This is a genomic window from Roseibium sp. (assembly GCF_965232425.1).
Lineage (GTDB): Bacteria > Pseudomonadota > Alphaproteobacteria > Rhizobiales > Stappiaceae > Roseibium.
Genome location: NZ_OZ246971.1, coordinates 3,193,281 through 3,206,813 on the forward strand (window position 1 = coordinate 3,193,281; position 13,533 = coordinate 3,206,813).

Here is a 13,533-nt window from a genome sequence, read left to right on the forward strand (position 1 = left end):
GAAAGGGCCGCCCGGGCAGATGACCGGGCGGCCCTTGTCTGTTTGAACAAGAGGACCGTACCGCAATGCATTGGCCGGACTTGTCTGGACGCCTCGAAGACGGCGGTCACGTGTTGCCCGTCCGTGTCTACTACGAAGACACCGACTTTACCGGCATTGTCTATCACGGCGCCTATGTCCGTTTCTTCGAACGTGCGCGCTCGGACTTCCTGCGCCTCATCGGCATCCATCACAAGGCGCTCGCCGACGGCCGGTACGGCGCTCAGCTTGCGTTTGCCGTGCGTGGGATGACCATCGACTTTCAAAAGCCGGCCCGCATCGACGACACGCTCGAAATCCATACCAGCCTGTCCGAATACCGCGGGGCGAGAATCAAGCTGGATCAGCTGGCTTACCGGGGCGAGGAACTCCTGGTTTCCGCCGCTGTGACCGTGGCCGTGATCACCAGCGAGGGACGGCCGACCCGGTTGCCGGTGTCGCTGTCGGAAAAACTCGCCGCGCACGCTCCCAGCGATTTTTCCGTAGAATGAATGATTTTGCCGAGAGTTATGGCCAACTAGCCCATAGATCTCGGTAAAATGTTGTAAAACAGATCGCCGCGTTAATCTTGCAGTAACCTTAATTGATTCCTTTTAAGAAGGACGCGCTTTACGCGGCAAAGTCCCAGTTTTGACAAATTCAAACGTCACAGAGGCGGCTGGCGATCGAATGCTGGCGTACTGAGTCCGGCCTGTTGCGGCAGAGCCCGGAGACATAGGAAAAGACAACGTCAGACGGCCAAGGGGTCATTGAATTTATGGAAACACTTGTCCAATCGACATTGGCGGCGCCGGAAGGCGATATTTCTTTTTTCTCGCTGTTCTGGCAGGCGCATTTCGTCGTGAAGGTCGTGATGATCGGTCTCCTGGCAGCATCTGTCTGGTGCTGGGCGATCATTGTCGACAAGGTCCTGCTGATGGGCCGCACGCGGCGACAGATGACCCGGTTCGAAACGGTGTTCTGGTCCGGCCAGTCCCTGGAGGAGCTCTACGGGACCCTGCACAACCGGGTCAACCACTCCATGGCAGCCCTGTTCGTCGCGGCGATGCGGGAGTGGAAACGCAGCCACGAAGGCGCCAAACCTGCGATCGGGTCCCTGCAGCAGCGCATCGACCGGGTCATGGACGTGACCATCCAGCGCGAGGCCGAGCGGCTGGAAAGCCGCCTGCTGATCCTTGCGACCGTGGGATCCGCGGCTCCGTTCATCGGTCTGTTCGGAACGGTCTGGGGCATCATGACCGCGTTTCAGGCGATCGCGGCATCGGAAAGCACGAACCTTGCCGTTGTCGCGCCGGGCATTGCCGAAGCGCTGTTTGCGACCGCGCTCGGGCTGCTGGCCGCGATCCCCGCCGTGATCGCCTACAACAAGTTTGCCTCCGATGTCGGCAAGGCCGTTGCCCGCATGGAAGGTTTCGCGGACGAGTTCTCCGCCATCCTGTCCAGACAGATCGACGAAAGGGGCTGATGCATGGCCATGCAGGTCGGTAGCGGGCAGGCTGGAGGCGGGCGCCGGGGGCGCCGCCGCAGACGTGCGGTTCTGATGACCGAAATCAACGTGACGCCGTTCGTCGACGTTATGCTGGTGCTTCTCATCATCTTCATGGTGGCGGCACCGCTGTTGACGGTCGGTGTGCCGATCGACCTGCCTGAAACGCAGGCCACTGCGCTTGAAGGCGATACGGAGCCGATTACCATCTCCGTGAATTCCACCGGCGAAATCTTCATTCAGGACACGCCGATTGCCATTGACGAAGTGGTGCCGAAACTCGAGGCCATCGCGGCCAATGGATACGAGGAGCGTATCTATGTGCGCGGTGACCAGGATGCCGATTACGGAACAATGATGAAACTCATGGGCCGCATCAATGCGGCCGGTTTCAAACGCTTGGGCCTTGTCACTCTGGAAGAACGGGACTCGTAACGCGTCATGCGCGCAGGTCTCATCGCGTCTTTGACCGGTCATACGGTTATTTTGGTCTGGGGCCTGGTGGCCTTGCCGGGCGCGGAGAGCTTTCCGGAACCCGTTGTCGATTCCCTTCCGGTGGAACTGGTGTCGCTGAGCGAACTTACCGAAATCCAGATCGGTGAAACCGACGGCGACATCGAAGCCGCTCCGGCACCGAAGCCCGTCGAAACGCCGCAGCCCGAACCTCCCGAGCCTGCCGAAACCGTGGCTCCCGAACCTGAGCCGGTCGCGGCCACGCCGCCGCCGCCGACACCGGCCCCCGCTCCCGCACCGGCACCGGAACCCGTGACAGCGCCCGATCCGGAACCCGCACCGGCGCCCGCCCCCGTGGCGGAACCCGCGCCCGAGCCGGAGCCGGCCGAGGAGCCGCAACAGGCACCGCCCGAACCGCAGCCGATCGTCACGAGCGCGGTTCCGCGTTCCAAGCCCGCACCGCCGACCCGCACGGAACAGAAGCCGGAAGAAATCCAGGTCGCCGACAATCCGGATCTCCTGAACAAGGTCAACCAGGCGCTGGCGAACACGTCCACATCGCAGGCGCCGGCATCGGCCGGGACGCGGAACGGTGTTCAGCATGCCGGGCTGTCGGCCAACGAAAAAGACGTGATTGCCCAGATGATCCGTGAGAAATGGAGCCGCCTGCCGGACCAGTACCCGTCGGATCTGAAGGTGATCATCCGGTTCAAACTGTCGCCGCAGGGAAAGCTCTCCGGTGCGCCGACGGTGGAAAATTCTCATCCCGATCCACGATTCCAGGCACTGGCATCGGCCGCACTCAGAGCGGTGTACAGGGTCGATGCGGAAGACGGTTTCTCGATCCTTCCGCGCGAAAAATACGACGGACCGAACGGTTGGAACACAATGCAGCCAACATTGTATCCAAATGGCTAGGACGCGCATGCGGCACGGAACGCGCTTGAATGGCAGGAGGCCAGGCTTGACAATGAAGACCAACAGCTTTGATCGAATGGGTGCGATGACGACTGCGGCATCACGAACCCTCGCCGTTGCCCTGGGCATCCTCCTGCTTGCGCTTCAATCGGCCCACGCACTCGTGGAAATCGATATTCGGGGCGGAAACATCGAGCCCCTGCCGATCGCACTTCCCGATTTTTCGGCCGAGGGAGGGGACAGCAAGCTGGCGGCGGACATGACGGGCGTCATATCCGCGGATCTCAAGCGCTCCGGTCTGTTCAACCCGCTGGACCCGGCCAGTTTCATCCAGAAGAACATGAGCGTGAATTCGACGCCGCGCTTCGGAGACTGGCGCCAGATCAGCGCGCAGGCGCTTGTGACCGGAACCGTGATCAAGCAGCCGGACGGCCGCCTCAGGGCCGAGTTCCGCCTGTGGGACGTGTTCGCGCAGGAGCAGATGCTCGGGCAGCAATTCTACACGACGCCGGAGAACTGGCGCCGCCTCGCGCATATCATCTCCGATGCCATCTACGAGCGCCTGACTGGTGAAAAGGGATATTTCGACACGCGCATCGTCTTCGTCGACGAGACCGGAACGAAGGACAAGCGGGTCAAGAGGCTCGCGATCATGGATCAGGACGGTGCCAACGTGCGTTACCTGACCCGGGGCGACGATCTCGTGCTGACGCCGCGGTTTTCGCCGACCAGCCAGGAAATCACCTACATGTCCTACGGCGGCGCCGATCCGAGCGTCTATCTGCTCAACATCGAAACCGGGCAGCGGGAGATCGTGGGCAACTTTCCGGGCATGACCTTCGCGCCCCGCTTCTCGCCGGACGGTCAAAGCGTCGTCATGAGCCTTCAGCAGGGCGGCAATGCCAACATCTTCATGATGGATCTCCGGTCGCGGAGAACAACGCGCCTGACCAACACGGCCGCGATCGACACGAGCCCGTCCTTTTCGCCCGACGGGCGCCAGATCGTGTTTGAATCCGACCGGGGCGGCAGCCAGCAACTCTATGTCATGAATGCCGGCGGCGGCGAGGCCCGGCGCATTTCCTTTGGCCCCGGGCGCTACTCGACGCCGGTCTGGTCTCCTCGCGGAGATTTGATCGCCTTCACCAAGCAGCACCAGGGCCGTTTCATGATCGGCGTCATGAACCCGGACGGCAAGGGAGAGCGGATCCTGACCGAGGGCTATCACAACGAAGGGCCCGCCTGGTCTCCCAATGGCCGTGTGCTGGTGTTTTTCCGCGACACGCCGGGCGCCAATGGCGGACCGCAGGTCTGGACGGTTGACCTTACGGGATACAACGAACAGCGCGTGGACACGCCGGCCTTTGCGTCCGATCCGTCCTGGTCGCCGCTGATCAACTGACACCGCGTCATGGCGCCGGTTCGGAATCCGGCGTTTCATGTGCTGTTAACCATGTTTGAAAAGACGCCCTTAACCAGGTTTGGCTAGAAAGCGTTTACCTAAAACCGGATGGAACCGAAGTCGGGTTGACGGGCTGGGGATGTAGGAGACGGGAATGTTGAACAAAGAATTTGCCGGCCAGGGAGCAAGATGGCTTGTCGTCTGCTTTGCGCTCCTGTTTGCGGCCGCATGTGCCCAGACAAAGCCGGATGGGCTTTCCAGTAACGTGAAGCCCGGTACGGGCCAGGATTTCGTCGTCAATGTCGGCGACCGGGTTTTCTTCGAAGAGGATCAGTCGGTGCTGAACGCCCAGGGGCAGGCAACCCTGTCAGGTCAGGCCAAGTGGCTCAACAAGTACTCGCAGTACACGATCCAGGTCGAAGGGCACGCGGATGAGCGCGGAACCCGCCAGTACAACATTGCCCTGGGTGCACGCCGCGCCCAGGCGGCACGGGACTACCTCGTCGCACAGGGTGTGAGCGCATCGCGGATCAAGACGATTTCCTATGGCAAGGAACGCCCTGTCGCCGTGTGCAACGACAACAGCTGCTGGTCGCAGAACCGGCGTGCGGTCACGGTGCTGAGCAACGCCACGAACTGAACCGCGCTGATCATGACGACATGACGGGGCCGGCCTTTCGAGCCGGCCCTTTTGTATTCCGGGGTGCAAATCGCCGCTTTCTGCCGTTCAGAACGCGGATCGTCAAAATTTGGCCGAAGTCCGGGCGCTCTGTCCCTTGAGTGCAGAGCCGGGCATGGCTAAAACTTGTTTATGCAAGGCGGTTGCTTGGATGCAGGACAGATCCCTGCTGCAACGCTCACGTCTTTGCCCACGCGTCTGTGACCCGGAGGACCGAATGCAGAAATTCAAGGCACTGGCCGGCATGTTCGTGATGCTGGCCCTTGTTGTGTCGGCGAGCCCGTCCGAAGCCCAGCTTTTCGGACGGAAGAAGGACGATTCATCCGTGCGGATCGGCCAGCTGGAAGAACGTATCCGCGCGCTGACCGGACAGATCGAGCAATTGTCCTACCAGATGCGCGAGATGCAGGATCAGATGCGCCGCATGCAGGAGGACAATGAATACCGGTTCCAGCAGCTGGAAGGCGGAACACCGGGCAAGCGGTCGGAATTCTCGCCGACAGGTGCGCCGGGCAGCACGGCCCCCGGTCTGGCGGCTGACGGAACACCGCAGACCGGGACGCTGGTCGCTCCGAATGGCGGCGTTGCCACTTTGCCCGCCAACGGATCAGGCGACGGCGCCTGGGACCAGAGCGGTGGTTATGAGGAGCAGCCCGGTCTTCCGGGCGATGGTCCGATTGACCTGTCCGCGCTGGCGAACGGTCTGGAAACGATCCCGGGGACCGGGCAGGAACTCGTTCCCGGCCCATCGATCGGAACGGAAGACGACGCGATTGCCAATATCATCGGCAGCGGCGACCCGAACTCCGATTATGACGCTGCGTATTCGATGGCGGTCAACGGCGACTATCCAGGTGCGGAGCGTGGGTTCAGAACCTTTCTGGAGACCTACCCGGACAGCAGTCTCGTCGCGAATGCGCAGTACTGGCTCGGCGAAAGTCTTCTTGCCCAGCAGGATTATCGCGGCGCGGCCGATGCCTTCCTCAAGACCTACACGGACTATCCCGGCAACGACAAAAGCCCGGACAGCCTCTTGAAGCTCGGCGTTTCCTTACGCGGGCTCGGCGAAGCCGATGCCGCCTGCGCGACGTTTTCGGAACTGTTGAACAAGTTCCCCAATGCGGCACCGGCAGTTCTGTCTCAGGCACGGGATGAACGCGTCCGTGCACAATGTTCCTGACAACGGCCGCGAACCGGGCGGGCTTTCCGCTGACGAGGCCGATGCGCTTTTTTCAAGACTGAATTCGATTTCAAATCTTGCACTCGCCGTGTCCGGCGGGGCGGATTCCCTTTGTCTCATGGTTCTGTTTGACGAGTGGCGTCAGCGCAATCGATGGAACGGCTGCGCGGAAGTTCTTGTCGTCGATCACGGGCTGCGCCCGGAAAGCGCCGCGGAAGCGCTGTTCGTTTGCGATACCGCCCGCCGGCACGACCTTGAAGTCAGTACCCTGCGCTGGGAGGGGATCAAGCCGGTCAGCAACGTGCAGGATGCGGCGCGGCGGGCACGCTACGCTCTGATGGCGCGCCGGATTGCCGAAACGGGTGCCGAGGCGCTTGTTCTCGGGCATCATATGGACGATCAGGCCGAAACCTTCCTCGACCGGCTGACGCGCGGCAGCGGTGTATCAGGGTTGAGTGCCATGGCAATCGATGAACCCGGCGGTCCGGAAGGCTTGCGGCTGCTGCGCCCGTTTCTCGGCGTGCGCAAGAACCGGCTCGAAGCCAGCCTGCGGGAACGCGGCCACAGCTGGTGCGAGGATCCGACCAACGACGACGGGAAATACAAAAGGAGCCGGCTGCGCCGGATCATGGGTCTGCTCGCGGACGAAGGCCTGACGGCGGACCGTCTTGCCGAAACCGCGGGCCGGATGCGCCGGGCACGCGTGGTGCTCGACGGCGCCGTGCAGGACATCGCCTCCAGACTTCTGGAACATCACCCCGCCGGACCGGCGCGCCTGAACCGCGCCGCCTACAGGGCGCTGCCGGAGGATCTGCGCCAGCGGTTGTTGAAGGACATGGTCCGGATCGTCACGGGCCGCCGGCCGGGCCCGCGCCTCAGGCAGATTGAAACCCTTGACGATCTGTTCTGTTCCCCTGAGTCCGGCCGGCAGACGCTTAGCGGCGCGATGTTCGAGGCGGACGACACGTTGGTGTGGAGTTGGCGCGAACCGGGGCGGGTCCCGCCGGAAACGCTGTCGGACCCTGTCGGTACCGGCGTGTGGGATCATCGATACCGATACGCTGTCCCTGACACCGGTCCTGCCGAGGCGCGGGACATCGGATTGCGGCTCGGACCGCTGATGCATGCCCCCGTCAGTTCGAAAGACATCATCTGGCCACAGGGATGGCCTAAGTCGGCTTTCGAGTGTTCACCCGCAGTGTGGAATGCCCAAGGCGGGCTTCTGGAACAAGCTGTCTCCCTAAAAACGGGCACTGGTGAAAATAACCATAGCTGCAGCTTGGATTTGGAGAGACTGCCGATACGGGGTAAATTATTGGATGGCAGGGACGGTCAAGAGGACCTGTGAAGGGGATTCTGCGGTTTTCCTCTCCACGAACTTCTGATAGAGGTCCGGGCTTAATAAATTAGTCAGCGCATATGCGCATTATGGCGCACCGCCTTGGCAGCGGGCCTTGGGCGACCTATCTTCGCTCTAAGAGAAATGTAACCGCGTGCAGTAAGTCGCGTTGGGCGGTTAAGGGAACGAAATGAACGCACATTTTCGCAACTTTGCTCTTTGGGTCATCATTGCCCTTTTGTTGATCGCATTGTTCCAGCTGTTTCAAAGCCCTGCGCAGCAGGGTGCCACGAATGACATCGCCTATTCCGACTTCATGAGGCAGGTCGACAATGGCGAGGTCAGGTCGGTCACGATCCAGGAACAGAAAATCACCGGATTGTACAACAGCGGTGGCGCGTTCCAGACCTATGCGCCGGACGGAGCGCAGTACGTGGACGAGCTGCGCGGCAAGGGTGTCTTGATCAAGGCCAACCCGCCTGCGGAGAATTCTCCGCTTCTTGGCGCCCTGTTCTCATGGCTGCCGATGCTGATCATCCTGGGTATCTGGATCTTCGTGATGCGCCAGATGCAGGGATCCGGCGGCAAGGCGATGGGTTTCGGCAAATCCAAGGCCAAGCTTCTGACCGAAGCGCACGGACGCGTGACGTTCGAAGACGTCGCCGGTATCGACGAAGCCAAGGAAGACCTTCAGGAAATCGTCGAGTTCCTGCGCGATCCGCAGAAATTCCAGCGGCTTGGCGGCCGTATTCCGCGCGGTGTGCTGCTTGTCGGTCCTCCGGGAACGGGTAAAACGCTGACCGCGCGCGCGGTGGCAGGCGAAGCCAACGTTCCGTTCTTCACGATTTCCGGCTCGGACTTCGTCGAGATGTTCGTGGGTGTCGGTGCCTCGCGTGTGCGCGACATGTTCGAGCAAGCGAAGAAAAACGCGCCCTGCATCATCTTCATCGACGAAATCGACGCGGTCGGTCGTCACCGTGGCGCCGGACTTGGCGGCGGCAACGACGAGCGCGAGCAGACACTCAACCAGTTGCTGGTCGAGATGGACGGTTTCGAGCCGAACGAAGGCATCATCATCATCGCCGCGACCAACCGTCCGGACGTCCTGGACCCGGCACTGCTGCGTCCCGGCCGTTTCGACCGCCAGATTGTCGTGCCGAACCCGGACATCACAGGGCGTGAGAAGATCCTAAAGGTCCACATGCGGAAAGTGCCGCTGGCTCCGGACGTCGACGTCAAGACGCTTGCACGCGGTACCCCGGGCTTCTCTGGCGCCGATCTCATGAACCTCGTCAACGAGGCCGCCCTCCTGGCGGCGCGGCGCTCCAAGCGTCTCGTGACTATGGCGGAGTTCGAGGACGCAAAGGACAAGGTGATGATGGGTGCGGAACGCCGTACGCTCGTCATGACCGAGGAAGAGAAGAAACTGACGGCCTATCACGAGGCTGGCCACGCGCTGGTCGCATTGCACCAGGAAGCATCGGACCCGATCCACAAGGCGACCATCATTCCGCGCGGACGTGCGCTCGGCATGGTGATGCGGCTTCCGGAAAAGGACCAGGTCTCCCTGACCCGCGCCAAGTGCAAGGCGGACCTTGCGGTGGCCATGGGTGGACGCGTTGCGGAAGAAATGATCTTCGGCTACGAAAAGGTCACCTCCGGCGCATCGGGCGACATCCAGATGGCGACGAAGCTCGCCCGCGCCATGGCCACCCAGTTCGGCATGTCCGACAAACTCGGGCCGCTTCTCTACGGCGAAAACCAGGAAGAGGTATTCCTGGGACATTCCGTTGCGAAGAACCAGAGCGTGTCGGATGAAACCCAGAAGATCGTCGACGCGGAAATCAAGTCCTTCGTCAATCAGGGCTATGAAACCGCGAACAAGATCCTGCGCGATCACGAAGACCAGCTTCACACGATCGCCAAGGGCCTTCTGGAGTATGAGACCCTGTCGGGTGACGAGATCAAGGATCTGCTCGACGGCAAACCGCCCGTGCGCGACACGGACGACGATCAGCCGATCGGACGTTCCTCCGCGGTTCCGACCGCAGGCGCAAAGCGCGGCGGCGACGAGCCGAGCGGCGGTATGGAGCCCCAACCGTCCTGAGGCCTTCCTGCCTGAAAGAAGAGATTGAGACTGCCCGGCATTGCCGGGCAGTTTTATTTTGAGCGCGGTTGTGGATCGTCAGTGAATAGTAATATTTGCTCACATATTTTGAAGAACGCCCGCTTCCTTTTGCGATAAAAGGGCGCAGACGACGTTTTCAGATAGGCATGACAGATGCGCAAGTTTTTCGGCACCGACGGCATTCGCGGAAAAGCCAATTCCTACCCCATGACCGCCGAAATGGCCTTGAAGGTCGGCATGGCGGCAGGCCTTGTCTTCAAGAACGGACGCCACCGGCACCGCGTTGTCATCGGCAAGGACACGCGTTTGTCGGGCTATATGCTGGAAACGGCCCTGGTTGCCGGTTTCACATCTGTCGGAATGGATGTTTTTCTCCTTGGTCCGATGCCGACGCCCGCCGTCGCAATGCTGACACGCTCGCTCAGAACCGACCTCGGTGTGATGATTTCAGCGTCACACAACGCCTATCACGACAACGGGATCAAGTTCTTCGGTCCGGACGGTTTCAAGCTGAGCGACGAGATCGAACGGAAGATCGAGGAGCTCATCGAGGGCGATCTCACGTCGACCCTTGCAGGGCCGGGAGATCTCGGGCGGGCAAAGCGGATCGACGGCGCGCAGCAGCGCTACATCGAATTCGCAAAGAGAACGCTGCCCCGGGAAATGAGCCTGGAGGGTCTGAGGGTCGTGATCGACTGCGCCAACGGGGCGGCATACAAGGTGGCACCCGAAGCCCTGTGGGAGCTGGGTGCCGACGTTATCTCCATGGGCGTGACACCGGACGGGTTCAATATCAACAAGGAATGCGGCTCGACATCGACCGACGCGCTTTCGAAGAAGGTTCACGAGGTGCGCGCGGATATCGGCATTGCGCTCGACGGCGATGCGGACCGGGTCATCATCGTTGATGAAAACGGCCAGGAAGTGGACGGCGATCAGCTGATGGCGGTCGTCGCGCAATCCTGGCAGGCGAGCGAGCGGCTTTCCGGTTCGGGCATCGTTGCCACCGTGATGTCCAACCTCGGACTGGAACGCTATCTGGACAGCATCGGTCTCGATCTCGCGCGCACCAGGGTCGGTGACAGGTATGTCGTCGAACACATGCGCGCCAACGGGTTCAATGTCGGCGGCGAACAGTCGGGTCATATCGTGTTGTCGGACTTCGCGACCACGGGCGACGGCCTGATTGCCGCACTTCAGGTGCTGGCCTGCGTCAAGGACCAGGACAAGCCGGTATCCCAGGTCTGCCGGCGTTTCGAACCAGTTCCTCAGATCCTCAAGAACGTGCGCTACAGCAGCGGCAAGCCCCTGGAACAGGAGCGGGTCCGGACGGCCATCGAGGACGGTGAAGCACGGCTGGGAACATCGGGCCGTCTGGTCATCCGGGCTTCGGGTACCGAACCGCTTATCCGCGTCATGGCGGAAGGGGATGATGCCGATCTCGTCAAACAGGTCGTCAATGACATTGCCGGGGTCGTCGCGACAGCCGCTGCCTGAAGAAAACCCAATTGGAACAAGTTGATCTCCCGTGACGCAGCGGAGCTGCGCTGCGGGTATTCGCGTTTTCTTTTCGGATTAAGCTTTTGTTAAGGTAAAAAAACACGGTTAAAGAACAGAGTTAAGCCACCTTTAATGAATTCGCGTCAGTATGCTTCCAAGTTTGATGTGTCCGGCAATCATAAAGCGGACGCTCACTGGAAGAGGACGAGGACATGAAATCATTTTTCAAGCGTTTGTCTTTGACCGGCTTTGCAGTCGCGCTTTCCACAACTGGTTTTGCCGCGGATCTGCCGACCCCGGTCATCGAACATATCCCGGAAGTGCCTGCCGTCGGTGGCTGGTACCTGCGCGGTGATATCGGATACAAGATCTATCAGGCCCCCGACATCAAATACGGCACGATCGATTTCTTCGACGAGGAAATGGACGGAACCTTCATGATCGGCGCCGGTGTCGGTTACAAGTGGAACAACCACTTCCGCACGGATCTGACGATCGACTACGAATTCCCGACCGAAGTCAGCGCGAAAGCCGATTGTAGCAGCGTGTGCGGATCGCCCGGATACTCGGTCGAGAAAGCGGACATCGACGTCTGGACGTTCATGGTCAACGGCTATGTCGATATCGCCACCTGGAACCGGTTCACGCCTTATGTCGGTGCCGGTATCGGTGCGTCCTACGTGTCGACAAGCGATATCAATTTCCGCAACCCGGACGGTTCGACCGGTACCTATGAGAGCGATGGCAAGTGGAATTTTGCCTGGGCGCTGATGGCAGGTGCCAGCTACGACATCACGCAGAACTTCGCGCTTGATGGCGGCTATCGCTACCTGAATATCGGCGACGCCCAGTCCAAGACCTTCACCACCGCAGGCCAGACCTCGCGCATCGAGTATGAAGATCTGTCCGCGCACGAGTTCCGTCTCGGCGCACGCTACACCTTCAACACGACGCATGCTCCGGCACCGATCATCTACGACAAGGGCCCGATCAGCAGCAATTTCTGATTCAGGTCGCTTCGAAGCTGCAATGGCCGGTCCGTCAGACCGGCCATTTTGCGTTTGACCGGGAAGTGAATTGACCCCGGCGGCGGAACGTTCTATTCCCGCAGGTGGGACACCCCTCCCCAACGAGGGGCAACTATCTGCGAGGGTAGACAGATATGACAGAGCTTGCCGTAAAGCCGGACATGCGTCCGGCCAATCCCCATTTTTCATCCGGACCCTGCTCCAAGCGACCCGGCTGGTCGCTGGAAGGGCTTGCCGATGCACCGCTCGGCCGTTCGCACCGGGCCAAGCCCGGCAAGGCGAAGCTTGCCGAAGCGATAGATCTCACCCGCAAGGTGCTGGAGGTCCCAGAGGACTACAGGATCGGTATCGTGCCCGCATCGGATACCGGTGCCGTTGAAATGGCGCTGTGGTCGATGCTCGGCGCGCGCGGTGTCGAGATGCTGGCCTGGGAAAGCTTCGGCAAGGGCTGGGTCACGGATGTGGTCAAGCAACTGAAGCTTGAGGACGCAAGGGTTCTGGAGGCTGCCTACGGTGAGCTGCCCGACCTCGCGTCCGTCGATTTTTCCAAGGATGTCGTGTTCACCTGGAACGGCACCACGTCCGGTGTTCGTGTCCCCAACGGCGACTGGATTCCCGCCGACCGGCAGGGGCTGACGATCTGCGATGCCACGTCGGCAGCCTTTGCGCAGGAGCTGCCGTTCGACAAGCTCGATGTGGTGACCTTCTCCTGGCAGAAGGTGCTGGGCGGGGAAGCCGCACATGGTGTGCTGATCCTGAGCCCGCGCGCGGTGGAGCGCCTCGAAACCCATACGCCGGCCTGGCCGATGCCGAAAATCTTCCGCCTGACCAAGGGTGGAAAGCTGATCGAGGGCGTGTTCAGAGGCGAAACGATCAACACGCCGTCGATGCTCTGCGTCGAGGACTATATCGATGCGCTGAACTGGGCCGACGGCATAGGCGGGCTTTCCGCGCTGAGAGGCCGGGCCGATGCAAACCTCAAGGTTCTGGCCGATTGGGTGGGTCAGTCCGCCTGGGCCGAATTCCTGGCTTCCGATCCGGCGACGCTCTCCAACACCTCGGTGTGCCTGAAGATCACCGATCCCGACATTCTCGCCCTCGACGACCAGGGACAAGCCGCCTTTGCCAAGTCGGTGGCGGCCTGTCTCGACCGCGAAGGGGTCGCCTTCGATATCGGTGCCTACCGCGATGCCCCGTCGGGCCTCAGGATCTGGGCCGGTGCAACGATCGAGGCAGACGATCTGAGGGCGCTGACCGCATGGCTCGACTGGGCGCATGCAAGCGAAAAGGCGAACCTGTCTCAGGCAGCCTGAGCACGTCTCCAATCATGACAGACCATCCGGGCGGCGCGCCGTCCGGCACACCTTTGCATTCAAGGAGA

The 13,533-nt window shown here is 61.1% G+C and carries 12 protein-coding genes; all 12 read left to right on the forward strand.

What is annotated here, in order from left to right; genetic code table 11:
- Window positions 1-65: 65 nt before the first annotated feature.
- The 12 genes from ybgC (at window position 66) to ACO08A_RS14805 (ending at window position 13,465) form a co-directional block, all read left to right on the forward strand.
- The gene (ybgC, locus tag ACO08A_RS14750; RefSeq protein WP_421979770.1) at window positions 66-530 is read left to right on the forward strand and encodes a tol-pal system-associated acyl-CoA thioesterase; all 465 of its coding nucleotides are present in this window, start codon (window positions 66-68) and stop codon (window positions 528-530) included.
- Between the two features lie 266 nt (window positions 531-796).
- Complete coding sequence (tolQ, locus tag ACO08A_RS14755) at window positions 797-1,504, forward strand: protein TolQ (RefSeq protein WP_319384100.1); 708 nt, start codon at window positions 797-799, stop codon at window positions 1,502-1,504.
- A 3-nt stretch (window positions 1,505-1,507) separates the two neighbouring features.
- Window positions 1,508-1,960 (forward strand): protein TolR, encoded by a 453-nt coding sequence (gene tolR, locus ACO08A_RS14760; RefSeq protein ID WP_421979769.1) that lies wholly within the window; start codon window positions 1,508-1,510, stop codon window positions 1,958-1,960.
- A gap of 6 nt (window positions 1,961-1,966) precedes the next feature.
- Window positions 1,967-2,896, forward strand: coding sequence for a cell envelope biogenesis protein TolA (locus ACO08A_RS14765; RefSeq protein WP_422036781.1), 930 nt, complete (start codon window positions 1,967-1,969; stop codon window positions 2,894-2,896).
- An 85-nt stretch (window positions 2,897-2,981) separates the two neighbouring features.
- Window positions 2,982-4,298, forward strand: a complete 1,317-nt coding sequence (gene tolB, locus ACO08A_RS14770) for a Tol-Pal system beta propeller repeat protein TolB (protein WP_422041763.1) — start codon at window positions 2,982-2,984, stop codon at window positions 4,296-4,298.
- 154 nt (window positions 4,299-4,452) lie between these two features.
- Complete coding sequence (pal, locus tag ACO08A_RS14775) at window positions 4,453-4,938, forward strand: peptidoglycan-associated lipoprotein Pal (RefSeq protein ID WP_421979767.1); 486 nt, start codon at window positions 4,453-4,455, stop codon at window positions 4,936-4,938.
- Window positions 4,939-5,194: 256 nt separating this feature from the next.
- Window positions 5,195-6,157 carry a tol-pal system protein YbgF gene (gene ybgF / locus ACO08A_RS14780; RefSeq protein ID WP_422036782.1) on the forward strand — a complete coding sequence of 321 codons (963 nt, stop codon included), beginning with the start codon at window positions 5,195-5,197 and terminating at the stop codon, window positions 6,155-6,157.
- Entirely contained in the window at window positions 6,141-7,505 is a 1,365-nt protein-coding gene (gene tilS / locus ACO08A_RS14785) for a tRNA lysidine(34) synthetase TilS (protein ID WP_422036783.1), read from the forward strand. Before ybgF ends, tilS begins: the two co-directional genes overlap by 17 nt.
- 181 nt (window positions 7,506-7,686) lie before the next feature.
- Window positions 7,687-9,603: an ATP-dependent zinc metalloprotease FtsH gene (ftsH, locus tag ACO08A_RS14790; RefSeq protein WP_421979764.1), complete on the forward strand. Its 1,917-nt coding sequence runs from the start codon at window positions 7,687-7,689 to the stop codon at window positions 9,601-9,603.
- Between the two features lie 174 nt (window positions 9,604-9,777).
- The gene (glmM, locus tag ACO08A_RS14795; protein WP_422036784.1) at window positions 9,778-11,121 is read left to right on the forward strand and encodes a phosphoglucosamine mutase; all 1,344 of its coding nucleotides are present in this window, start codon (window positions 9,778-9,780) and stop codon (window positions 11,119-11,121) included.
- 215 nt (window positions 11,122-11,336) lie between these two features.
- On the forward strand, window positions 11,337-12,131 hold the full coding sequence (locus tag ACO08A_RS14800) for an outer membrane protein (RefSeq protein WP_422036785.1): 795 nt from the start codon (window positions 11,337-11,339) through the stop codon (window positions 12,129-12,131).
- A 155-nt stretch (window positions 12,132-12,286) separates the two neighbouring features.
- The gene (locus ACO08A_RS14805; RefSeq protein ID WP_422036786.1) at window positions 12,287-13,465 is read left to right on the forward strand and encodes a phosphoserine transaminase; all 1,179 of its coding nucleotides are present in this window, start codon (window positions 12,287-12,289) and stop codon (window positions 13,463-13,465) included.
- The last annotated feature ends 68 nt before the right edge of the window (window positions 13,466-13,533 follow it).

What these genes read in the sequence shown, in the direction of transcription:
- ftsH (WP_421979764.1), top strand. Translation starts at nt 7,687, where the DNA reads ATGAACGCACATTTTCGCAACTTTGCTCTTTGGGTCATCATTGCCCTT.
- ACO08A_RS14805 (WP_422036786.1), top strand. Translation starts at nt 12,287, where the DNA reads ATGACAGAGCTTGCCGTAAAGCCGGACATGCGTCCGGCCAATCCCCAT.
- ACO08A_RS14765 (WP_422036781.1), top strand. Translation starts at nt 1,967, where the DNA reads ATGCGCGCAGGTCTCATCGCGTCTTTGACCGGTCATACGGTTATTTTG.
- ybgC (WP_421979770.1), top strand. Translation starts at nt 66, where the DNA reads ATGCATTGGCCGGACTTGTCTGGACGCCTCGAAGACGGCGGTCACGTG.
- ybgF (WP_422036782.1), top strand. Translation starts at nt 5,195, where the DNA reads ATGCAGAAATTCAAGGCACTGGCCGGCATGTTCGTGATGCTGGCCCTT.
- ACO08A_RS14800 (WP_422036785.1), top strand. Translation starts at nt 11,337, where the DNA reads ATGAAATCATTTTTCAAGCGTTTGTCTTTGACCGGCTTTGCAGTCGCG.
- glmM (WP_422036784.1), top strand. Translation starts at nt 9,778, where the DNA reads ATGCGCAAGTTTTTCGGCACCGACGGCATTCGCGGAAAAGCCAATTCC.
- pal (WP_421979767.1), top strand. Translation starts at nt 4,453, where the DNA reads ATGTTGAACAAAGAATTTGCCGGCCAGGGAGCAAGATGGCTTGTCGTC.
- tolQ (WP_319384100.1), top strand. Translation starts at nt 797, where the DNA reads ATGGAAACACTTGTCCAATCGACATTGGCGGCGCCGGAAGGCGATATT.
- tolR (WP_421979769.1), top strand. Translation starts at nt 1,508, where the DNA reads ATGGCCATGCAGGTCGGTAGCGGGCAGGCTGGAGGCGGGCGCCGGGGG.
- tolB (WP_422041763.1), top strand. Translation starts at nt 2,982, where the DNA reads ATGACGACTGCGGCATCACGAACCCTCGCCGTTGCCCTGGGCATCCTC.